The sequence below is a fragment of the Mesorhizobium sangaii genome (genome assembly GCF_014207355.1).
Classification (GTDB): Bacteria; Pseudomonadota; Alphaproteobacteria; order Rhizobiales; family Rhizobiaceae; genus Mesorhizobium; species Mesorhizobium sangaii.
The window spans coordinates 525,549-548,054 of record NZ_JACHEF010000004.1 but is presented as its reverse complement, the minus strand read 5'-3'; the positions used below and the strand labels follow the sequence as shown (position 1 = coordinate 548,054).

Below are 22,506 nucleotides of genomic sequence, written 5' to 3'. Positions count from 1 at the left end.
GCCTTCCTTGAACAGGAAGATGCTGGTGCCGGCGGTCGTGTCGAGGCCGGAATCCACGCCGGCGGCGGACACCGCCAGCGAGAATGCCGTCGTGCCCCCCGCCTGATCGGTGCCGAACGAGCTTCCGGTGGAACTCACCACCGCGCCTGGGTCCTGTGCGTAGCCGGTCGGGCTCAGATCGGAGCTGACATTGCTGACGCCCGCGAACAGGGCGACAACCGCCGGTGCCGTGGTGTCGTCGGCATCTGCCTGGATGCCGGCGGTCTCGTCATGCGCCACCGTGGGAGCGCCCTGGACGATGCCCGCCGTCGGGCCGTCATCTTCGATCACGATCTGCTGGCCGACGAACTCCGAGGCGGAATTGGATGTCACGATGCCGAAGCCGCCGATGTCGAAAGTGTTGTTGTCGTTGCTGGGATCGCTATCCGCGTTGCTGATGTTTTCGATCAGCACCCGATTATGGGTTCCGCTTGTCGTCCACTGCACCGTGTCGCCGCTGCTTAGGCCGGTGATGATCAAGTCGCCGTTGGCGTCGATCGAAGCGGCCGGAGTATATTGCGTATTGCCTGTCTTGACGACGACGTTGGTCAACGAGAACGACGTGATGGCGACGTGCGTGTCGTTGGTGAGCCCGTCGACGAAATTCGCTCCCGACTCCGCGGCTGTGGTGAAGGCAGAGATCTTGACGGTCACGGGTCCGACGCCCGGATTGGTCTGGTTGACGGTGAAGGACGCCCCCGTCGCACTCACGACGTTCTGGAAGGCGATGTTGGCTTCGACGTCGGCCTCGTTCTGGTCCAGATTTGGCACGAGGAAGTTCGTGTTCGTGCCCGAGACGTAGGTGATGTACGCCCCCTCGGTGGGGTTGATCGCGTTGCCGTTGACGCCGAACGAGGTGGTGCTGCCGGCTTGGCTGATATTGAGTACATCTTTGGTCGAGATGTTTCCGCCCTGGGACTGATTCAACGGATCTTTCCCTATCACCACGATCTGCGTGGAGTTTGGATCGCCGAAGGTCATGAACAGGTTGCTGCCGGAGGGCGCTCCGGCAAAGCCGAAGTTGAGCGTCTCGCTCGCCGCGAGCTTGAGGGTGTTGCCGAGATCGACCGCGTCATCCGGGTTGGGGTTGCTGCCATGGAAGATCGGAACGTAGGTGACGATGTTGAAGGTCACCTGGTCGCTGGTCGCGCCGGCGTTGATCACGTCCTGCTTGAAGACGACGAAGGCGACCGCGTCTGCACTGCCGTTGCCATCGCTGTCATATTTTCCGATCACGGTGTCGTTTGCTCCGGCGAAGAGCAGGATATCCTTGCCGCCGAGGGTGTTGAGCCCGCTATCGTCGCCGTTGAGGGTGCCGCCGTTGCCGTCGGTGAACGTAGTGCCGACGAGCTGGGAGCCGGCGGTTGCGTTGACGGTGACCGAGTTCGTCTTGGTCGCGACGCCGATGCTGGTTGGGAATGCGGAATTCAGCCCAAGAGTCGATTCGAGATAGGTCCGGAACGAGGCCGGCAAAGCGGAGTACGCAACATCGGTATCCGTGAAGGCGTCGTCGACGTTGTCGCCGGTTTGCAGTCCGGTGGTCTGGTCGTTAACGGCCTCGTCGTTGAGAATGAAGGTGATGGTCATTGCTGTGCTCCCCTGTCGCATGATGGGGGCCCAGCCCCCAGATGCCGGATGCCGCCACCCAGTGCATCCGCTGGCCCACTGAATTTGCGGCCTTCAATCCTTCAATGTGCCGCCGACGCAGAGGACGCGTCCATTCGCGGTTCGATAGTATTGGGGTGAATGCCCATACCTGATCGAACGATATATATCGTTCGATAGATCAGGCCGGCGCAGGCGCCGCCGGCAATGGCGACGGCATCGAGGCCGATGCCGTCAGGCGGCTTGCCGCACCCTGTCGATGCCAGTGGAAAGAGATGATCAGAGCAGGCCGGTTCCCGGACGCTCGGCGCCTTTGCCATGCGCTACCCAGGCCAGTTCAGCTCGGCTGTCGAGATGCAGTTTCTCGTAGACATGATGCAGGTGCATCTTCACCGTGCCTTCGGAAACATGCAGCCGTTGCGCGATGGTCTTGTTGCGCAATCCGCGCGAGACGAGATCGGCGATTTCGGTTTCCCGTCCGGTGAGCCTGGACGTCGGCTGATGCTGCGGTTCTGGCATCAGCAATTGCTGGACGATCTTGTTGTCGATCCATTTCTTGCCTGCCGCCACCGCATTCACGCATTCGAGAAGATAGCGGTGGCTGATGCCGTCCAAAAGCAGGCCGTCGCCGTCGAGTGACTGTATTTCCTTGAGGTCGAGCCGGCCGTTTGCCTGCAGGATGAAGATGATGCCGAGAGCGCTGTCGCAGGACCTCAGCCGGGAGGAAAGACCGGCCATTTGCGGGTCCGCGATATCCAGGCCGACGATGACAATATCAGGCCGATGGTGCTCCACATTGGGGACAATGTCGGCAGGGCGGCGGCACTGGGCGACGACATCGTGTCCAGCCTTCCGCAGAACCCATTCCAGACCGGCGAGATACACCCCCCGCGGGTCCGCGACAACCAAGGTCGACATGCGAACACCGTCCGGAAACGCAACAAACTTGTTTCAATACCCGGCAAATCAGGAAACCAGAGGTCAGGCATTTTGTCAAGCAATCACTAATATAGTTTATGCTATAATACCAATCCGAGGCTGTCGGGCCGACCGGCGCGGACACGGCCGCCGGGGCTATGGACCAGGCTGACGCCGCAGGATGGTGCGGCAGTGCATTCCGACGACGATGGGGGGTTGAGGTCGTGGCGCTATGCTCGCAACCGCTGCCACAACTCCCCATGAGTTCGCAGCGCAGTTCCTGTCTGGAGAGGTCGGTCGTTTCAATTCGGTATCACCAGGTCTATACTCCACGGGGGACAGGCCAGATCGATGGACCGTAAGCTTTCCGCCATCCTTGCTGCCGATGTTGTGGGCTATTCCGCCCAGATGGAACGCGACGAGGCCGGCACGTTCGAGCGCCTTCGTGCTCGGCGCAAGGAACTGTTCGAGCCTGAGATTGCCCGCCACCACGGCCACATCTTCAAGCTGATGGGCGATGGACTGCTGGCCGAATTCGGCAGCGTCGTGGACGCGGTCGAATGTGCCGTGTCGTTGCAGCAAGCTCTGGCGGAACGCAACGCGTCCGTTTCCGAGGATCATCGGATTCGCGTCAGGATCGGGATCAATCTCGGCGAGGTAATTGTCGAGGGCGAGGACCGATATGGCGAGGGCGTCAACGTCGCTGCCAGGCTCCAACAACTAGCGGAACCTGGCGGCATCTGTGTCTCGGCAAAGGTCGCAAAAGAGGTTGAGAAGAAGTTGGCTTTCGGCTTTGAGCCGATGGGCCAACAGAAGCTGAAGAACATCGCCGAACCGGTGGAGGCGTTCCGGGTGCTGCTCGATCCCGCGGTGGCGGGAAAGCCCATGGCCGTCAATCGACACCCACGCTTCAGGCGCAATCTGGCCGTTGCTATCGGGGTGCTTGTCGTCGCGGTCTGCCTTGCAGCAGCGTGGTGGCGACCGTGGGAGCCACCGCTTCGGCCCACCGCTCTGACGGCCAATGCGAAAGCCGACACCCGGCCATCCCTCGTCGTGCTTCCATTTGACAATCTCAGCGACGACAAGGCGCAGGGGTATCTGGTTGACGGTTTCACCGAGGACCTGACCACAGAGCTTGCACGCGTGCCCGGCCTGTTCGTCGTATCGCGGAACGCGGCTTCCACCTACAAGGACAAGGAGACTAAGGCCGCTGACGTCGCCGCAGCACTTGGTGTCCGGTACATACTGGAGGGCTCGATACGTCGGGTCGGCGACGACATGCGTATCAACGCGCAATTGATCGACGGCTCGACCACCGGTCATCTCTGGGCAGAACGTTTCGACGGCCAGTGGACGGATGTGTTTGCGCTGCAGGACAAAGTCGTCGTCAGCATCGCAGGCGCGCTCAAGCTCCGTCTTGTCAGCGCCCAAGGCAAGGCAGATGTCGCGGGCGGCACGCGCAATCCTGCAGCTTACGAAGCTTACCTCCAGGGCATGGAAATCTACAATCGTCGCAACACTCCAGATGAGTTTGCGCAGGCGGTGAGGTTTTTCCAGCAGGCGCTGGAACTCGATCCGAATTTCGGCGCGGCGGCAGCCTCGCTCGCATGGGCCTTTTGGGACATGGACGGGCCGCGGGGCCAAGCTTTAACCGTGTCTGACATCGGTGCGTTGTACAACGTCTACAAGTACCTGGGGGAGGCGGCCAAGCATCCCTCGCCGTCCTACTATCAGCTCGTCGCCAGTTTGCTGGTTCGCGAGCACCGATCCGACGAGGCAGTCGCGGTTATGTTCAAGGCAGTGGCGCTCGACCCGAGCGATCCCCTGAACTATGTCGGGCTGGCAGAAGCCCTGAATTTCAATGGCAGGCCGGACGAGGCGCGCGACTATCTCGTCGCCGCCAACCGTGTCGATCCAGGCAGCAATGACCATCGGCACTACCAGGCTGGGCTGGCTGAATTCGGCCAGGGTCGTTTCGAGGAAGCTGTCGACTACCTTGAAAGGATCGATCTCCAATCGCCCGATCCATGGCCGAAATTCTACGGCCTGCAGGTGTTGGTTTCGGCCTACGCACATCTCGGGCGCAGCGACCAGGTTGCGGCCTATCGTGACAGGCTAAGAAACGTCATGCTGGAACGAAAGGATGGAGGGGCAAATCAGCTGGTCACGCAGAGGTATTTTGTGTTCAAGAACCCGGCTGACATCGGGCGTCTGCTGGACGGCCTGGACAAGGCCGGTTTGCCGGAGTTGCCGGAAGCGGTCGATCTGGATGCGAAGGACCGGCTTACCGGTTCGGAGATCAGGTCGCTCATCCTCGGTCGTGACCTGCGCGGGGGAGGCGCATGGATAGACAAATCAACCAGCTGGGTGCAGCAGAACTTCCTATGCGACGCCATTCCGAAAGTTCAGACAACCTGCGGCGCGATCTTCCGCAATCCTGCCGGGACGCCGGAGCGACGCAACGAGTATACGGCAGTCTTCCGTTTCGATCGTTTTGAGTTTTCGCCCGTCAAATAGGCGGTCGGCAAAGAACGCGCGCTGGTGAGGCTCGGGGTCAGTGCCGACGAGAAGGGGGCTGCCTCCGAAAGCTGAACAAGGCACGCATGAAGCCAACCACTTTATTCACCCATGGCGGGTAGTCGGGCGGTGGCGGCGTCGATCGACAACGCTAGACGCCACCGAAAGGCTACGGTACAGGCCCGATGAACTAGCCCCTACGGCTGGGTTGGACTTCAGTCTTAGTCCCGCCAATAGGCTTAATTGCGAAGTTGCTAATATGCCCATAGGTTTGGCAGCGCGGGGAACGCAACCCCTTCCCGCAGTGACCGGTGCGGCTTTCGCATCCCCAAGATAGCCCCAAGGCCGCACCGGCCATCCAGCGTATCAAGTCGGTTCGCAAGGACGATCGGACTTGTTTGCCGCATCGGAAAGGCAGTCCTAAGTGCTCTCAACTGTTTTACGGGAAAAGCTGGTTTGCGAATGCGGTCGCACCGGGTATTTGAAACTACGAGAAGACGATCAGCCCCTCAGCGGCACTTGGGAATCCTACAGCTTGGAGGGTTTCAATGGCGGTAGCCTGACGATCACCAGTTGCGGAAATATTCCGGGCGACAAGTTGGCCTATCTCCGTCCTTTGTGTCCTCAATGCAGCCAGTGGGGCAAGGTGAAGTATGCCTGCCGGACCTGAGTCCGAGGCGCTACACTAGCCTCGCCGACAAGAGATCGCTAACTTATGCGAAATGCGCGGGAACAAATTTCGAATCCCTCGTTGAAATCCCGGCCGGAGCCGTGCCCGACGCGGCGAATTCGTAACCCTACTCGGCGGCCGTCTCCGATGGCGCCTCTGCCGGCCCCGAAGGCTCGGCCTCGGCACGGGGCTTGCGCCGTGAAAACAGCGACCTGAGGGTGACGTAGAAAACCGGCGTCAGGAACAGGCCGACGAAGGTGACGCCGAGCATGCCGGAGAACACCGCTGTGCCGAGCGACTGGCGCATTTCCGCGCCCGGGCCCGTTGCGATCATCAGCGGCACGACGCCGAGGATGAACGAGAAGGCGGTCATCAGGATCGGCCGCAGCCTGAGCCGGCAGGCTTCGACGGCAGCCTCGGCGGCCGACAGGCCGCGTTCCTGCGCCTGCCGCGCGAATTCGACGATCAGGATCGCGTTCTTGGCGGCAAGACCTATCAGCACGATGAGGCCGATCTGCACGAGGATGTTGTTGTCCAGCCCTCGGAAAGACACACCGAGCAACGCCGCGAGCACGCCGAGCGGCACCACCAGCACAATGGCGAACGGCAGCACCCAGCTTTCATATTGCGCCGCCAGTGCCAGGAACACGAACAGAACCGACAGTCCGAAGATATAGACAGCCGCATTGCCGGTGTTGCGCTGCTGATAGGCGAGCTCGGTCCATTCATACGAGGTCCCGGCCGGCAGCGTCTTTGCCGTGATCCCTTCCATCAATGCCAGCGCGTCGCCCGTGGAAACGCCGGGCGCCGCGTTGCCCTGCAGCGGCACCGAGACGTACATGTTGTAGCGCTGGACCAGCGCCGGGCCGGTGACGTCGCGGATCTCGATCAACGTACCGAGAGGAACCAGCGCGCCGGTCGCCGAGCGCACCTTCAGTTTCAAGATGTCGGCGCGATCGAGGCGGAACGCCTGGTCGGCCTGTGCCCGCACCTGGTAGACGCGCCCGAAAGCATTGAAGTCGTTGACGTAGGCGGTGCCCAGATTGATCGACAGCGTCTCGAAGATGTTGGGGATCGGCACGTTCAGGATGCGCGCCTTGTCGCGATCGATCGCCAGGAAGAATTGCGGGCTCGACGCGGAGAACGTGGTGAACACGCCCGTCAGCCCCGGCGTCTTGTTGGCCTTGCCGGCGATTTCGTAGGCAAGCGCCAGGATCTGCCGCATGTCGGCGCTGTTGCGCTCCTGGATCTGCAGCTTGAAGCCGCCGGCATTACCGATGCCGCGGATCGGCGGCGGCGGCAGTGCGATGATGAAGGCTTCCTTGATGCTTTGCAGGCTGCCGAACAGATTGCCGATGACCTGGGTCGCCGACTGGCCGGCTTTCAGTCGCTCGTCAAACGGCTTGAACCTGGCGAAGATCACGCCTGCGTTGCTGGCGTTGGTGAAGGTCGCGCCGGAGAAGCCGGCGAAGGCGACCGCGTAGTCGACGCCTGGCGTTTTCTGGATGATCTGCGACGCCTGCTGTATGACCGCATCGGTCCTCGACAGAGAGGCGCCATCCGGCAACTGGACGACGACGATCGCATAGCCCTGGTCGAGCGACGGAATGAAACCGCGCGGCACCGCCTGCACCATGTAGACCGTGGCGCAGATGAGGGCCGCGAAAACGCCCAGCATGGCGGCGATCGTTATCCACGAGCCGACCAGCACGCGGATGATGCTCGAATACCAATGGGCGAGCCTGTCGAAGCCGCGATTGAAGCCGTCGGCGAGTGCCCGTCCGAATCGCGCCAGGAAAAAGCGCGACGGCGCCGCCGCGGCGTGGTGCGGCTTGAACAGCAGTGCAGCCAGCGCCGGCGAAAGCGTCAGCGAATTGAATGCCGAGATCGCGGTCGACACCGCGATGGTGATCGCAAACTGCAGGTAGAACTGCCCAGAAATGCCGGGGATGAAGGCTGTCGGCACGAACACGGCTATCAGCACCAGCGAGATCGCGATGACCGCCGTTCCGACTTCGTCCATGGTCAGGTGCGCCGCCGGATTGGGCGCCAGCCCTCTGGCGATATTGCGCTCGACGTTCTCGACCACGACGATCGCATCGTCGACGACGATGCCGATCGCCAGAACGAGGCCGAACAGCGTCAGCATGTTGAGCGAGAAGCCGGCGGCGTAAAGCACCGCCAGCGTGCCGATCAGCGACACGGGGATCGCCACGATCGGCACGATCGCCATGCGCCACGATTGCAGGAAGACGATGATGACGATGATGACCAGCACCATTGCCTCGAGGATCGTCTTGTAGACCTCCTGGATCGACTCGGCGACGAACTCGGTCGGATTGTAGACGATGTCGTAGGTCAACCCCTTCGGGAAGTCGCGGGAAAGCTCCTTCATCTTGTCCTGGATCTCCGCGGCTGCGGCGAGCGCATTGGTGCCCGGCCGCTGGAAGATGGCGAGCGCCACCGCCGGTTTGCCGTTGAGATAGGAGTTGGTGACGTAATCCTTGGCGCCGAGCTCGATGCGCGCCACGTCCTGCAGCGAGATAAGGCGGCCGTCGTCGGCCGATTTGACGATCACGTATCGGAAGTCGCGTGCGTCGTTGAAGCGGCCTTGCGTGGTGACCGTGTACTGGAACGCCGTGCCGGTGTTGGTCGGCGGCGCGCCGATCGAACCGCCCGACACCTGGACGTTCTGGTCGCGCAGCGCCTGCACCACATCGCCCGAGGTCATCCCCAGGGCGGACAGTTTCTCCGGATCGAGCCAGATGCGCAGCGAATATTCGCGTTCGCCGAAGATGGTAAGGTCGCCGACGCCGTCGAGCCTGAGCAGTATGTCGCGCACCTGCGAGCGGGCGTAGTTCGAGACGTAGAGCTGGTCGTAGGTATTGTCGGGCGACAGCATGTGCACGACCATCATCAGGTCGGGCGAGCTCTTGGTGGTGGTGATGCCGAGGCGGCGGACTTCTTCGGGCAGGCGCGGCTCGGCGATCGACACGCGGTTCTGCACCAGCACCTGCGCCTGGTCGAGATCGGTGCCCAGCTTGAAGGTGATGGTCAGCGCCATCGCCCCGTCGCCCGACGAATAGGACGACATGTAGAGCATGCCCTCGACGCCGTTGATCTCCTGCTCGATCGGCGTTGCCACCGTCGCTGCGACCGTCTCCGCGTCGGCGCCCGGATACTGCGCGCGAACGACGATGGTCGGCGGCGCGATCTCGGGATATTGCGCGACCGGCAGCTGGGTATAAGCGATCCCGCCGAGGATCAGCAGGACGATCGAAACAACCGATGCGAAGATCGGACGATCGACGAAGAAATGTGCGAACCTCATTGCTGCAACCCGGCGGTCTCGACTTTGGGCGGCAACGTCACCATCTCGACCTTCACCTTGGTGCCGGGCCTGGCGTGCATCAGCCCGTTGACGATGATCGTCTCGTTGCCGGTCAGGCCCTGGCGGATCACCCGGTAGCCGTCGAGAAGCGGGCCGGTGCGCACGGGCTTCGCCGACACCATCCCGGCCTCGTCCACCAGGAACACGATGCGGCGATCCTGATCGGCGCCGATCGCCTCGTCGGGCACCAGCACGCCGCTATGCGGCAGCGACCCCGGCACGTTGATGCGCCCGAACATGCCTGGCTGGAGAATGCCGTCGGCGTTGGGAAACCTTGCGCGCACCCGCATGGTGCCGGTCGCGTTGTCGATCCGGTTCTCGGCAAAATCGAGCTTGCCCTTGAATACCGCCTCCGCGCGGTCGGCGACGCGAACCACCACGTCGAGCCCGCCGGCGCCTTCCTGCATGCTGCCGCCGCGCTGCTTCGCGTCGCGGGCGTAGCTGAAATACAGGCGCTCATCGACGTCGAAATAGAAGTCGATCGGATCGCGCGTAACGATGGTCGTCAGCAAGGTGGAATCCGGCTGCACGAGGTTGCCGACCGACACCAGCCGGCGGTCGATGCGGCCGGACAAGGGCGCCTTGATCTCGGTGAATTCCATGTTCAGGCTGGCCGTCGTCAGCGCAGCCGTCGCGCCCTGCATCTGCGCCTGCGCCGAAAGGTATTCCCGCCGGCGGTCGTCGACCGTCGCGGTTGAGATATTGCCGGTCTTGGCGAGTTCGTCGGCGCGATCCAGCTGCATCTTGGAGAATTCGAGCAGACTCTTGGCGACGTCCACTTGCGATTTGGCGGCATCATAAGCCGCCTGGTACGGACGCTGGTCGATGGTGAAGAGCAGGTCGCCCTTGTTGACCAGTGCGCCGTCCTGGAAGCTGACCTTGTCCAGATAGCCGCTGACCCGCGAACGGATGGCGACCTCGTCGACGGCTTCGAAACGCCCGACGAACTCGTCGTCTTCGACGATTTCACGGACCACCGGCTTGGCCGCCGTTACCACGGGTAGCTGCTGGTCCTGCGCAAACGCGGTGCTGCTGAAAACCATGCCGAGCAGGAATGCCGCCGACACGGCGGCGCCGGCAAGCCAGCCGGCCGATCGACGGGGTCGCCCGCCCGCGTCGCGATGCAATTGCCCATTCTCTGGGGTGTCCATTTGCGTCCTTGCTCGCTGGACCCGGAGGTCGGTTGATCCGCTTCTACGCTCAGGCTTCTCGTCGAGATAACCACTGCAGGGTTGTGCATGGCAACATGATCATTTTCCATGTGAGCTGAAATGTCCACCCTGTGGCTGACGCCTCCGGGCTAAGGCAGCCGAGGCCAGGCTGGCCGCGCGCCCTACAGCCTCTTCGCTCCGTCGAAAGACATATGGCGGCCGAGCTCAGATTCCTTTTCGACCCCAACATTTCAAAACGAATGCACGACCCAACGACGCAGGTTATATTGCCCCTCGGGCCGACGTCATCGAAGGGGAGGGCATGACATGCAGGCAATGCCGATAGCGCATGAAGCCGCGCAACCCGTGGCCGGGCCCGTATCCTCCTTGACCGGCTATCCGGCCGCCGTCCTGTGCTGGTTGCTTTCGGCTGGGGTCTATATCGCGGCCAAATGGGTGGCGCCTGAAATGCCGCCCTGGGGCCTCTGCTTCTGGCGGCTGACGCTCGCTTGCGCAATCCTGCTGCCGATTGTGCACCATCATCACGACGCGATGATCGGCCTTTTGCGAACTCGCGCCGTGGAGGTCGTCGCCGTGGGGGCGATCGGCCTCACGCTGTGCCAGGGTATGATCTACCATGGCCTCAACGACACCGACGCCACCACGGCCGGCATCATCATGGCGCTGTCGCCTGTCATGACGATGGTGCTCGCCCGTTTCGTGCTTGGCGAGCCGCTCGGCCTGTGGAAGTCGCTTGGCGCGCTGGTTGCGCTCGCCGGGATGATTTTCATCGTTGCCCACGGGAACCTGGCGGCGCTGCTGCAACTCAAGTTCAACGCCGGCGAACTGTGGATCGTCGGCAGCGCGTTCTGCTGGGGCCTGTACACCGTGCTTTTGCGCCGTGCCAAATTCGGCATCGAACTCCTGCCGATGGTCGTACTGCTGCTCGGCGCCGGTGCGCTGGTCGCCTTGCCTTTTCATCTGTGGGAATTGTTCAACGACGAACGCTCCGCCATGGACGTCGACAGCATTCTCGCGCTCGCCTATCTGGCAGGTCCCGGCGGCGCCTTGATGTACTATCTCTACAACAAAAGCGTGGAAACGCTGGGCGCGAGCCGGGCGAGCATGTTGCTCTATCTGCAGACGGTGTTCGTCGCCATACTCGCCTATCTGCTGCTCGGCGAGGGCTTGCACGATTACGATCTGGTCGGTGCGGCCTTCATCGTCGTCGGCATCGTACTCGCCACCGTGGTCAAACCCGGGCCGCGCCAACGGCGCAATGCCAGCTAGTTGCGAAGGTCTGGTTTTGACGCAATTGCGTCTCCGCCGGTCGCCGAGCGTTACGTCGAGGAGCTGGGCATCTCCGGCGTGCCGGAGTGATCGTCGCGGTTGCAAAGATGCCCTCTCCTGCGCGTCACGTCCGGCCAGGCGACGTCCCTTGATCCCGCGTCGCTTCTGATAGTTCTCTGGCCGGCTTGTCCGAGGATTGAGAGCAGCCGTGAACAGCCGGCGAGCTCTCTGTTGGGTTCGCGTCGAACTTCCGGTTTCCACCCTGACGAACCTGCCTGCCTTGCCGTGCATTTGCTCATCGCCGCGCTTTTGATGTTCGGGCTGCCGGTATCGCGCCGTGATGCGCTAAGTATGTGCGTTACCGAGCACCGCCCGGAGCCCTGAGTCGTTCTGGCGGAGACGTTCCTCGATCCATTGCGCCGTGCGGTCGTAGGCGTCCGAAAACAACTCGGAATGCCGACTCCAATCCATGAAGCCGATCGTGCTCGAAACCTGCGGACAGACCAAGACATCCTCGTCGCCGACGGCAATGTCCTGCGGCCCGTGTGCCAGCATACTCGCGGCAATAACCTGAAGCATGCTTGGAACTTTCGGCAAGCGGGCACGGCCGAAAGGGTTCAGCAGGGCGACCGCCAGTTCCGATCTCCCGGGGATGCGGTCATAGTCGATGTGGTATTTTTGCGGTCCACTGGACCCAAAGCTCACGATGACATTGGGGCCGGTCTTGAGTTTCCTCATCTGTTCCATCGGCAAATTGTTCATGATGGCGCCGTCCACCAGCATATCGCCGTCAGCCGTAAAGAACGGCGGCAGGACACCCGGGATCGAGCCGGATGCCCGAACGGCTTGCCAGAGTTTTCCACGACGGTGGACATGGGGCTGACGGCTGCTCAGATTGGTCGAAAGCGCAAAGAACGGAAGCCAAAGATCTTCGATCAGAACGTCGCCGTATTCCTCCCGAAGGGCTCGATCGAAGGTTTTGTGATCTAGAAGCGCGAAACGCGGCAAGGTGGGGCGCCGAAACGCCCGACTCTTGACAAATATGTTGTGCGTGCCGCGGTCGATCTGCTCCGCGTCCAACCCTCTTGCGAAGCCGGCCATCATCGCCGCTCCGGAACTCGTCCCGCCGAGATAGTCGAAGCGCCCGCCCGCCTCGACGAAGGCCTTGTAGACGCCCAGATGGGCGCTGCCCAGGGACCCACCCCCCGCCGCCACGAAGCCACGTGCCTTGCAGGAAATAAATCGAACCAGGCGCTGGATATCAGCCCCGTCCTCCAGCGCAACATGATGATGCTGGCCGACATAGGGACGCTCATCGAGCCACGCAGAGGTGCCGGAGACCGCAGCCGAGCGATTGTCGTGAATTAGGACAAGCCGACCGGTCGATGGTGGATGGACCGATAGCGCCAATTTCTCGGACGCGTTCAAGCGAGGCGAGGAGGACGCGTTCGCCAGCAACAGGACGGTATCGGCCTGGCGAATGCAGACTCGTGTCCATTCATTAGGTTCTTCATCGGCGACGTAGACAACGAATTCAGCTTGCGCCTCCAGTTCGTTCAACCAGTTAAGGACCGGCTGGCCGTCGATCGGACGACCTGCGAACTTCGCGTGGACGTCAAGCCGGGAAACGAACTGAGCGCGCGTGACCGCGCCGAACTCTTGCTGTAGGTGCCCGATGAAAACCGGTGAGATGCGACTTCCGCCGGCTGCAATAACGGCAAGCGTTCGGATCTTGGCAGGTTTCTGGAGACGTGACAAAATCGGAGATTGCGTGGCAAACCGGCGCGCCAGAGATATTGTGACCGCCTCTCTCAGGTTCGGCAAAGCCTCGGCCGCCTTCTCGAAATGATTACGACTGATTTCAAGGACGATCGAATCGCGCGCTGCAAGGACAGTGGCCGTACGGGGCAGCCCTGCAAAAAAACCAATTTCGCCGACTAGTTCGCCCTGTGCGATCTCGGCGACCGTGCCAATCGGGTCTCCTTTGTGTACCGTAAAGCGACCGGACAGCACGACGAAGAACCTGTCCGATGGATCGCCTTCGCGAACCAGGACCTCACCGCGCCTCAGGACCCGACGGTCGGATTCGGCAGCCAAAGCCTCGAGCGCCAGCAACGACGCCCGATCGAACATCAATGTCGCCGACAATAATCTCGCGGCGAGAGAATCGACAGAGGACATTTGAGCCATCCCAGGGACGCATTCGCTCCGGCAATTGTATCCCGTACCGCTCGTGTTTGCAGCGTCGCAAGGTGTGATCCGAGCCGAACCGCAACGTTGAGGCAATCCTCGACGGGCGCCAGCCTCCGACGATGAAATTGCAGCCGCTGGTGCGCGGGTTTCCCGTTGAGTGGCTGCTGATTTAGACCAACCGCGACCTTCATTGTCCGCGTTGCGAATAGCAGCAATGCGCCTCATCTCAGTCATTAAAGCTAGCTGTGCCACTGCCTAAAAGCGGACGTTAGTGACGACCTCACTGGAGGTCGCGGGTGCGCCAAAAACGGACTATCAGCCATTCTCCAGCCGAAGCAGCTATCGCCTATGCCAAGGGATCGCCGACTTGGATTGAGATCGAGTAGGTGCTTTGCCGCAGGCATCCCCCACGGTGCGGTCCGTTGAGATCTCGGTGCGTTGCAACTCGCGATCGATACGCCAGCCTGGCAGAGCTATTCCGGCAGCCCAGCCTTTCGTAGACCTTCTGAAAACAGAGCCATATCGGCCGCACGCCTGATTGAAACGACGTCGGCGAGATTGGAAATTCGTTCGCCAGGATCGAGGGCGAGAATTCGGCTCACCACCTTTTGCGCATCCTCGGTCCGGCCAGCGAGAGCATAGCTTGCAGCGGCGAAGCGCAACGACGCCAAAAAATCCGGCTTTTCCCGTAGCGACCTTTCCGCCCAAGATGATGCCTCCTCAAATCGACCAGCCAAGAGATGAGCCATTGCAACCGCATTCAGCATATCGAACATGAACGGGTCGACTGGACTCATGCGTATCGCGGTAGCCAAGCGCTGGAGGGCGGCTTCCGTATCACCGAGGTCCGCTCTGACCCAGCCGCTGAATAGCCACGCGGTAGCCAGGTTCGGATTGAGCGCAAGCGCGCGATCAATAAACGCTGCCCCGCTATTGTAGTCGCCAACGACAAACGCGAGCGCTTCCCCGCCGAGTGAGAGCGCAACCGCGTCATCCCTGCCCAAATCCACTGCCTTCAGAGCCAGGCGTTCTGTTTCGACGGTTTCCTGCTCACGATCGGCCATCCAGCCGTTCGCCTTGCGTATGACGGCACAGAACGCGGCCATGCCGTATGCCGAGGCGAATTCAGGGTCGAGTTCGATGGCTTCGTAAAACAACTGAAGGGCGTTTGCGGTGGATTCCCTGGTCAACTGGTGGAGGCTTGCTATCCCGCGCAGATAGTAGTCGTAGGCGTCAAGGTGCTCGGTCGGCTTGCGCTTGGCTCGCTCGATCTCTGCCTGTTCCAGCTTCGGAGCGATCGCTCCGACGACGCTCCTGGCCACTTCCTCCTGCAGGTCAAAAACGTCCTCCAGCCCGCCGTCGAAACGGTCGGCCCATAGATGTGCTCCCGTTGTCGCGTCGATAAGCTGCCCGGTGATGCGAACCCTGCTCGCCGCTTTGCGCACGCTCCCTTCAAGTACATAGCGCACACCAAGCTCGCGTCCGACCTGCTTAATGTCCACTGCCCGGCCCTTGTAGGTAAAGCTCGAGTTGCGCGCGATGACGAACAGCCAGCGCGTCCGGGACAGCGCGGTGATGATCTCCTCGACCATGCCGTCAGCGAAGTAGCCCTGCTCGGGGTCGCCACTCATGTTGTCGAATGGCAAGACCGCGATGGACGGTTTTTCGGGAAGCCTCAGCGCAACCCTTGTGGAGGATGCCGCAGCGGGTTTCGCTCGACTGACCCGATAGGCGCGCACCGCCTCCACGATGTTGTGGACCTGATGGCTACCGAGGTCGGCGTAGGCATAGTCCAGTTTGGCTTTGACCTGCTCGTAGACGTTGCTCGCGACGCAGACGCCGCCAGGTTCTGCAAGCTTCTCGAGCCGCGCGGCGATGTTCACGCCATCACCGTAGATCGTATCGTCCTGTGCAATAACGTCGCCCAAATTCACGCCCATGCGGAAAGTCATGCGCTTGTCCTCGGGCAAACTTGCATTGTGAGCGGCTAATTGCTCCTGGGCTTCAACCGCACACCGCACCGCATGGACTGCGCTGGCGAATTCGACAAGAAGGCTGTCGCCAGCGGAACCGACGATGCGTCCGTGCGACTCTGTGATCTTGGGCTCGATCACTTCGGCGCGAAGCCTCTTCAGCTGTGCAAGCGTGCCAACCTCGTCGGCTCCCATGAGGCGGCTGTAGCCGACGACGTCGGCAGCAAGGATTGCGGTGAGGCGTCGCTCCATGCTTGTGTCCTGCCTGTTCCGTAGGTCGAAGCTCCGGGCGGTGAGCGTATTCCAGTCCTACCTCCAATGCGAGCGTGCAGTGCCGGCGCCGACAGCGATCAACTCATCACGTCCCTTGGACCATTCCTCACACGGCGTCGTTTATGGCCCGAGGCGGGCTGCCGAAGGGCTCCTTTGGGTCAGGTCAGGACGATGCTGGCGCTGGGCTGAACGTCCGCTATCGTTCTTCGGACGCCAGAAGCCGCCATTCCGCTGTCGGCCCAAACGCGACGTCCGAGTAGTGCCTTGGCGATGTCCGTAGCTGGCGCAAGCCGGACAGCGGGCGACGACTTAGTTGTGGTCTTTCTTGACAGGCGAGCGAACTGCAAAACTACTCGCAGCAAAGCCGGCGCTAAGGCATTGATATTGCTGGTGACAAAACCTGGGGATTTTTGGGGCTGACTCCCTAGCTTCAGAGAATGCCGGACATTCGGAGAACGATCTGGGGGAGACGGCTTGTGCCGCACTCCACAGCTTTTGGCCGCACACCTCGCAATCGCTGGGCTTCCGCGAGGCCGTGAGTGGACCGGAGAATTGTTTGGACTTTGAAGATGGTAGCGGGAGACCGCTACATCGTGCGACCCACTATTGAGGAAGCGCACTTTTATTATCGCCGACGTTCAGCATGGGGGCAAAAACCTTTCTCGCGGTGACTAGCCCGGCCACTTGAAACTGGAGCGTTTGTCGGGTGCGCTTAGTCGGGTTGCCAATGAAATGTCCGCTCTTGAAGATACGCAGCCCGATGCTGCTGGCCCGCTCTCGGTTCAAAACGGTTGTCAGCCAGCAATTCCAAACCTTGCAAACGCAGACCAGACGCCACTGGGTGGCCACTGCACCTTCAAGAGTTTCGCGAAGCTCGTCATTTCTGACGAAACGCCGAGTGGAACGAGACAACCAGCGGACTCAAAATGTAGTCGAGTGCGGTGCGTTCCTCGCAGGGGAACAGGGGCCTCATCTCGGCGATCGCCTCTTTCGACAGAGTCCCCGGGGAGAACGCCCTTGTGGCGAGCACGACCGCGCGTTTATGTCAGCAGCGGCCGCGACTGCCGAATGGGCTAGGTCGTGCGCGCACGCATCATGGATGCTGATTACAATGGGTAGAGTAGCGCGCGTGCCGCGACCAGATCCTGCGTTTGAAAGCCTTCGGTGAATTGCTCATAAATGCCATAGAGGAGCGATTGTGCCTCGGCTGTCCTGCCTGTTGCGCGCCACAAATGAGCAAGCGGGATAGCTGCCTTCAGAGCCCAAGCGAGTGCGCCCTGGGACCCGGCGCGCTCCACGGACTGCACTAGGAAGCGCTCTGCCTCTGTCTTGTTGGGCTCTGGCGCGAGCAATGCGACCTCCCCTTGGGTCCGAAGCAATTCGGGCCTCCAACATTGCTCGTCAACCTGTTCCGCACGTGCGAGCGCGGCCTCCATGACAGACATTGCCTCTCCGCTTCGGCCCGCCTGCGCTAACGCCTTGGCAAGCACGCAAGACGTTGATGAGGCTATGATGCTGTAAGTTTGGTTCGCGAGCATCGCCGCGTGGGCATCACTTAGCATTTCCAGCGCATATCGGTCGTTGCGCTTGGTCAGCACCAACTCGGCTTTCTGTGCCTTGGCGATGGCATGAAAACCAGCGAGAGAATACTTGGCCGAGTGCGCCAGCGCGGTCTCGATCGGTTCGACCGCCGACTCGATTTCCCCGCACCAAATAAGAACCGGAATTGTCCACACGAGAGCGAAGCAATACGATGCATGATGGCTGAATTTTGCCATCTGGCTAATCGTGAGATGGGCGCTTTCGAGAGCCTGATCCGGGAATCCCTGCAGCCACAAGCTCCGCGTTAAGCCAAACCGCGCGCGGGCTTCGCAAGCAAGATCCAGTTGCATGGGGCCGCTCGTGGCGTGCAAGCGAAAGCCGCTCCGGCAGTGCTTCAAGGCAGATGTCTGATCGCCTGCTGCGTGATATGAGGCCCCCAACAGCCATTCAGAAAGGATCCGTTGCGCGGCATCACCCGTGCTGCTCGCGACGGCGGCACTCTCTTTGGCGGTTGCCATAGCGCCTTTGAAGTCGCCATGGCGAACCAGATAGACGTTGAAATCGGCCAGCAGGTCGAAATGACGACGTTGGTCGTGGAGGTCTTTAGATAGTTGAAGCCCCCTGTCAAAAGTCGCTTTGACCTCGTTGAAGTCGGTCGTCGCATAGATAGCGGACCGCGAGAGGGCATGTAGTAGCTGTAGCTCACGTAGTGTTCCGATCTCGCTATCCGTCAATCCGGCAAGAGCCTGTCGGCACCAACGCTGACATTCATGGAACTGCGACAATCCGAGCAGGAGAGGCGCTGCATGAGCGGCGAGCTCGTGCGCAATCAACGGCTTGCCGTTGTCCGAAAAGCTCCAGCTAAGCGCCTTGCGGATGTTGCCGAGATGAGGGGCATACTGCGCCGCTTCACGGCCGTCGAACCCCTGCCGATCAGCTACGAACGATTTGAGGAAGGCGCAAAAGTAGGAGGCGTGGCGTGAGGCAATCGCGGCAACCTCGTCGCTCTCCTCCAGAATGCCGGAGGCATACGCCCTGGTCGTATCCAGTAGCCGGTAATAGACAGGACCGCTTGTCGATGAGATTGCAACCAGAGACTTATCGACCAAGCTCGAGATCGTAGCAGCAAACCCCTGCCGTTCATGCGGAGCGATCCCGGCAACCGAATAGGCGGCATCGAGTGGAAACTGGCCCACGAATATTGACAGCGTGAAAAGCGTTTTTCGCTCGTTCGACGACAGCAGGTTCGACGCAGGGCTGGCCTTCACCGGGCTATTGCCAGCCCGCAAAGACGATACGCTGACCGTTGGCGTCAGTCACTCAGGAATCAGCCATGCGGCATCGGGACTTGATAGAGACACCGCATCCGAAACAGGCACGGTGTACCCAATACGTCGCGGCGAGACCATCTTTGAGGTCGACTACAACTTCGTCGCAGCACAACGGTGGAACATCCAGCCGGATGTCCAGTACATCGTCCATCCTGGCGGAGGAGCTGCGGACGACGCGACCGGTCAGGCCATCTCCAACGCCTTTGTTGTTGGAGTCAGGAGCACCATCGACTTTTAAACTGCTCTCGCCGGAGTGTTTCCGCACAGGCCACAAAACCTAACTCCAAAAGCCGATCCCGTCACAGGCTAACTGCAAACACTAGGATGTAGACTCATTATCGCGTAGCCAGATGCGATTGCGACGAGTTTGAGGGCTACCGCCCGTAATCGGGGCGGGCGCCTGGATGTGTGCGGCATTGACGAAGAGCGCGTGGCTAATAGGAGCCAGTGTACCCAGGTTCAACGAACGACACCGCCGATCGGCGAGTTCTAGGTCTGCCTGCTCCATGAGGCGGCAAATATATTGGAATATCCTGTGGTCTTTTAACGGGCTCGGCCACCTTTCGGGGCGATCTCTCTCGCATGAGTTGACGAGATGATCCCGTGTTTCACCACTGACGATCACGCCCGTCAGGAGCAGGTCTGGGAGGCGCTCGAAAACTCTTGGTCGAAGGAGCCCCAGCAGATCCGGCGCCTGCTGACGGAGACCACGGTGCGCGCGAGCGATCGCCGAGCGCTGTTCGTCGGGGTCGAGGCCTACGTCGCCGCCGGCGGCGTGGTACTGCGCGACCTGTTCGAGTCCGACAATGGCGGCTGGCTGCAGGACCCGGCGCTGCTCGACCGCCTGGTCGGCCACAAGCTCAAGTCCGCAGCCGACCAGATCACGGAAGAGGGCTGGAAATGGATCGTCGTCGATGTCGATCTGCCTTATGGCCATAATCACGGTCTGCGGTCACTGGCCGGCACCCCCGTCGATCTGACCGACGCGGAGCGGGCGGAACGCGAAGCCCTGCGCGCGGAGTACGAACGGCTGGAAGCCGAGTATGGCGAATCCGACGAACTTCCCGACGAGCTCGATCAGCGCCTCCAGATCGAGACCGCGCTCGGGGCCTTCGAGAGCCGGCCGATGAACTACGATCGGGCCGAGATCGCCCGCGCCGGTGTGTTCATCAGCATCGATCGTGATGGCGATCTCGTCGTCGATCGGGGCCATGTGCGCCCCGAGGACGAAGCGATGCAGGCGGTTGAAGGCGACTACGCCGAGCCCGGCGGTGTAACCGGGAGCGAGGATGGCAGCGACGATCCTTCGGTTCGCCGCGCCACCATCACCATCGGTGCGCAGGCGTCCGAGCCCGAGGAGGATGATGGTGACGCCATCAAGCCGCTGCCCGAGCGCCTGGTGATCGAACTCACCGCGCATCGCACGTTGGCGCTGCGCAATGCCGTGGCCGAGAACCAGCATGTGGCCATCACGGCGCTATTGCATAGGCTCGTCCTCGACACCTTCGGTCATCGCTCCGCGACCGGCTGCGTCGAGGCCTTCGTCCGGCATGTCCACCTGCCGTCGCAGGACGTCGGTCTCAAGGACAGCCCCGCGGCCAAGGCCGTCGATGAGCGCCATGGAAGAGCGTCATTCCACTGGGTGACGACGAGACCCTATGGACTTGGCTCGACGTGCTCGATGAAGCCAGCCGGCAGGCGCTGCTGGCGCATTGCGTCAGCTATGGGATCAACGCCCTGTTCGAACGACCCAATCCCTACGGCAGCGGCGTTTCCCAGCATGGGCTCGATCAGCGCCTGCGTGAAGCCGATCGGTTGTCCCGTGCCACCGGGCTTGACATGGTGGATGCGGGCTGGCGCCCGGCGGTCGAAAATTATCTCGGCCGGGTCACCAAGTCCCGCATCCTCGAAGCCGTGCGCGAAGGTGCCGGCGAGCAGGCGGCCCAGCTCATCGACCATCTCAAGAAGGGCGATATGGCCAAGGAGGCCGAACGCCCCTTGCCGATAGTGGCTGGCTGCCTGAACCGCTGCGCCTCATCGGCGATGACGCGCAGGCAGCGCAGCCGGATGAGGGCGAGGAAGCAGACCTTCCCGAATTTCTCGCCGGTGACGACGAGGACAGTTCGGCCGCCGATGAGACTACCGCACACGCGGTCGCCGCCGAATAGCATCGTTGCGGAGCGGCCCGGGTCGCTCTGCCCTTTCTTCTTCACCTCACGGCCCGGCGCCCCGCCGGGCCATTTTCGTTTCAGGAGACATCCATGTCCGCCCACATCGTCTATGACAACGCCCCGCTCGGCTCGCTGATCCGGTACTCGGACGGCACCCCCAAACCGCCCGCGCGCTTTACCCGCAAGCTCGCCGACTGGGGCCGTCGCAACGGTCTCGGCCGCCTGGTCCGCAAGGCACCGCCGCGCGACCGTCCGACCACAGCGCACCGGCCTCGATCACGCTCAACGAAGGGAACTTCTCCTCCGGCGGCGTCATCCTCGTGACTGTCATGCGGACCTACTCGGTCGACAGCGACCTCAGCTTCAAGATCGTCGAGCGGCCCGGTATCGGCATGGTCCGGGTCCTTCAGCAGATCGGCGACGACGACGAGTTGCTACACCTGGTCGAGAGTCTGGAGGCGGCCGCACTCTGGTTGGCCAAGACCGGATATTGCAACGCGCGTCTTGAAGACGTCACCGCCGACGAGGTCGGCGCGGATGTCGTCGAGGGTAGGGCGGCAGCTTGAGCCTCATAGCGTCACACCCGCGCGCATAGAACAAACCCTCAAAACACCAAGGCCCGGGCTCGGAGACGAGCGCCGGGCCATTGTTTTTCAGGAGCGGCACGATGCCCGAATTCACCATCGAGACCACCTACCATCTGCCGGTCTCTTCCGGCAATCAACCTGTTCGGCCGACGCGCCTGAGGCCGCCTGCCGGCTCGCCATCGAGGACAATGGCTGGTCCGGTCGGAGGGAGGACTATGAGTCCTCCGGCGAATCCCATGTCATCGGCATCTAGGAAGGAGCCGAGGCCGCCTATCTCGGCCCAGCCATTCCGGTCCCGCCGCATTTCGACTAGACGGTGCAGCGCCAGGCCGCGCACGTCGAACTGTTGCTGGGCTTGCTCAAGATCATCGTCGGCGACGCTCAGGCCCGCCGGCCAATGGCGCCGGAATGGCTCGGCAAGGCCGAATCGGCGATCGGGCGCGGCGGAGCGATCCTCGAGGACGCGGGCGGTCCCGATGACCCATCTGGTGGGAGGTGCTCACGATGAGCATCCCCGACTACCCCGCAGCAATTTCCAGACGCTGCTTCGTGCCGCCGGCGACGGCAACCTCGCGCTGATGGAATACGCCGACGCGGCGACCGGCGAGCGGCGTTATGTGATCTGCGCGGTCGGACGGGACGGCACAGACTATGTGTTCACGCCGTTCGGTCATCTTGCCGATGGCAATCCCTACGACGCCTACCTGCCGCCCGATCCCGACGACGCCAATGGTTTCCTACAGAAATCGGAGCCTGACGGCGGAATATGATCGAGATCGGTTGATACCGGCAAGCGCTCCACCTCATGGCGGGGCGCTTGTTTCATTTTAGCTTCGTCGGGGCCCTGAGAGGGAG

The 22,506-nt window shown here is 61.8% G+C and carries 11 protein-coding genes and 3 pseudogenes; 7 read left to right on the top strand and 7 right to left on the bottom strand.

Annotated elements, in window-relative coordinates; translation table 11 throughout:
- Nucleotides 1–1,626: DUF5801 repeats-in-toxin domain-containing protein (locus HNQ71_RS22755; protein WP_210333994.1), on the bottom strand; the 1,626-nt coding region annotated here is incomplete at its 3' end.
- 297 nt (nt 1,627–1,923) lie between these two features.
- Entirely contained in the window at nt 1,924–2,562 is a 639-nt protein-coding gene (locus HNQ71_RS22750; protein WP_184874840.1) for a response regulator transcription factor, read from the bottom strand.
- A gap of 351 nt (nt 2,563–2,913) precedes the next feature.
- Here HNQ71_RS22750 and HNQ71_RS22745 point away from each other — a divergent pair, with 351 nt between their 5' ends.
- Nucleotides 2,914–5,079 carry an adenylate/guanylate cyclase domain-containing protein gene (locus HNQ71_RS22745; RefSeq protein WP_184874839.1) on the top strand — a complete coding sequence of 722 codons (2,166 nt, stop codon included), beginning with the start codon at nt 2,914–2,916 and terminating at the stop codon, nt 5,077–5,079.
- A gap of 797 nt (nt 5,080–5,876) precedes the next feature.
- Here HNQ71_RS22745 and HNQ71_RS22740 read toward each other — a convergent pair.
- Both HNQ71_RS22740 and HNQ71_RS22735 read right to left on the bottom strand, forming a co-directional pair.
- Nucleotides 5,877–9,080, bottom strand: a complete 3,204-nt coding sequence (locus HNQ71_RS22740) for an efflux RND transporter permease subunit (RefSeq protein ID WP_184874838.1) — start codon at nt 9,078–9,080, stop codon at nt 5,877–5,879.
- Entirely contained in the window at nt 9,077–10,183 is a 1,107-nt protein-coding gene (locus HNQ71_RS22735; protein WP_184874883.1) for an efflux RND transporter periplasmic adaptor subunit, read from the bottom strand. The genes HNQ71_RS22740 and HNQ71_RS22735 overlap by 4 nt, the downstream gene beginning before the upstream one ends.
- Before the next feature lie 435 nt (nt 10,184–10,618).
- On the opposite strand from HNQ71_RS22735, the gene HNQ71_RS22730 reads away from it, so the two are divergent.
- Nucleotides 10,619–11,581: a DMT family transporter gene (locus HNQ71_RS22730; protein WP_184874837.1), complete on the top strand. Its 963-nt coding sequence runs from the start codon at nt 10,619–10,621 to the stop codon at nt 11,579–11,581.
- Between the two features lie 345 nt (nt 11,582–11,926).
- On the opposite strand, the gene HNQ71_RS22725 is transcribed toward HNQ71_RS22730, so the two are convergent.
- The 3 genes from HNQ71_RS22725 to HNQ71_RS22715 form a co-directional block, all read right to left on the bottom strand.
- Nucleotides 11,927–13,762 carry a patatin-like phospholipase family protein gene (locus HNQ71_RS22725; RefSeq protein WP_184874836.1) on the bottom strand — a complete coding sequence of 612 codons (1,836 nt, stop codon included), beginning with the start codon at nt 13,760–13,762 and terminating at the stop codon, nt 11,927–11,929.
- Nucleotides 13,763–14,247: 485 nt separating this feature from the next.
- The gene (locus tag HNQ71_RS22720; protein ID WP_184874835.1) at nt 14,248–15,999 is read right to left on the bottom strand and encodes an adenylate/guanylate cyclase domain-containing protein; all 1,752 of its coding nucleotides are present in this window, start codon (nt 15,997–15,999) and stop codon (nt 14,248–14,250) included.
- 1,127 nt (nt 16,000–17,126) lie between these two features.
- A complete protein-coding gene (locus HNQ71_RS22715) occupies nt 17,127–18,758 on the bottom strand; it encodes a hypothetical protein (protein ID WP_184874834.1) in 1,632 nt (543 codons plus the stop codon).
- A gap of 13 nt (nt 18,759–18,771) precedes the next feature.
- Between HNQ71_RS22715 and HNQ71_RS22710 the strand changes: the two genes are divergently transcribed.
- The 5 genes and pseudogenes from HNQ71_RS22710 to HNQ71_RS22695 all read left to right on the top strand — a co-directional run bounded on the left by HNQ71_RS22710 (nt 18,772) and on the right by HNQ71_RS22695 (nt 22,421).
- Nucleotides 18,772–19,131 carry a carbohydrate porin gene (locus tag HNQ71_RS22710; RefSeq protein ID WP_184874833.1) on the top strand — a complete coding sequence of 120 codons (360 nt, stop codon included), beginning with the start codon at nt 18,772–18,774 and terminating at the stop codon, nt 19,129–19,131.
- Between the two features lie 354 nt (nt 19,132–19,485).
- Nucleotides 19,486–21,061, top strand: a pseudogene (locus tag HNQ71_RS22705) (DNA-binding protein); the annotation flags it as partial.
- Between the two features lie 93 nt (nt 21,062–21,154).
- Nucleotides 21,155–21,630, top strand: a pseudogene (locus HNQ71_RS22700) (hypothetical protein).
- A 337-nt stretch (nt 21,631–21,967) separates the two neighbouring features.
- Entirely contained in the window at nt 21,968–22,159 is a 192-nt protein-coding gene (locus HNQ71_RS34990; RefSeq protein WP_246461816.1) for a hypothetical protein, read from the top strand.
- A pseudogene (locus HNQ71_RS22695) lies at nt 22,156–22,421 on the top strand (DUF6117 family protein). The gene HNQ71_RS34990 and the pseudogene HNQ71_RS22695 overlap by 4 nt, the downstream one beginning before the upstream one ends.
- Nucleotides 22,422–22,506 lie beyond the last annotated feature (85 nt).

Coding starts and splice junctions, on each gene's coding strand:
- HNQ71_RS22750 (WP_184874840.1), bottom strand. CDS start 2,562: ATGTCGACCTTGGTTGTCGCGGACCCGCGGGGGGTGTATCTCGCCGGT.
- HNQ71_RS22745 (WP_184874839.1), top strand. CDS start 2,914: ATGGACCGTAAGCTTTCCGCCATCCTTGCTGCCGATGTTGTGGGCTAT.
- HNQ71_RS22735 (WP_184874883.1), bottom strand. CDS start 10,183: ATGGTTTTCAGCAGCACCGCGTTTGCGCAGGACCAGCAGCTACCCGTG.
- HNQ71_RS22720 (WP_184874835.1), bottom strand. CDS start 15,999: ATGGAGCGACGCCTCACCGCAATCCTTGCTGCCGACGTCGTCGGCTAC.
- HNQ71_RS22730 (WP_184874837.1), top strand. CDS start 10,619: ATGCAGGCAATGCCGATAGCGCATGAAGCCGCGCAACCCGTGGCCGGG.
- HNQ71_RS22725 (WP_184874836.1), bottom strand. CDS start 13,762: ATGTCCTCTGTCGATTCTCTCGCCGCGAGATTATTGTCGGCGACATTG.
- HNQ71_RS22740 (WP_184874838.1), bottom strand. CDS start 9,080: ATGAGGTTCGCACATTTCTTCGTCGATCGTCCGATCTTCGCATCGGTT.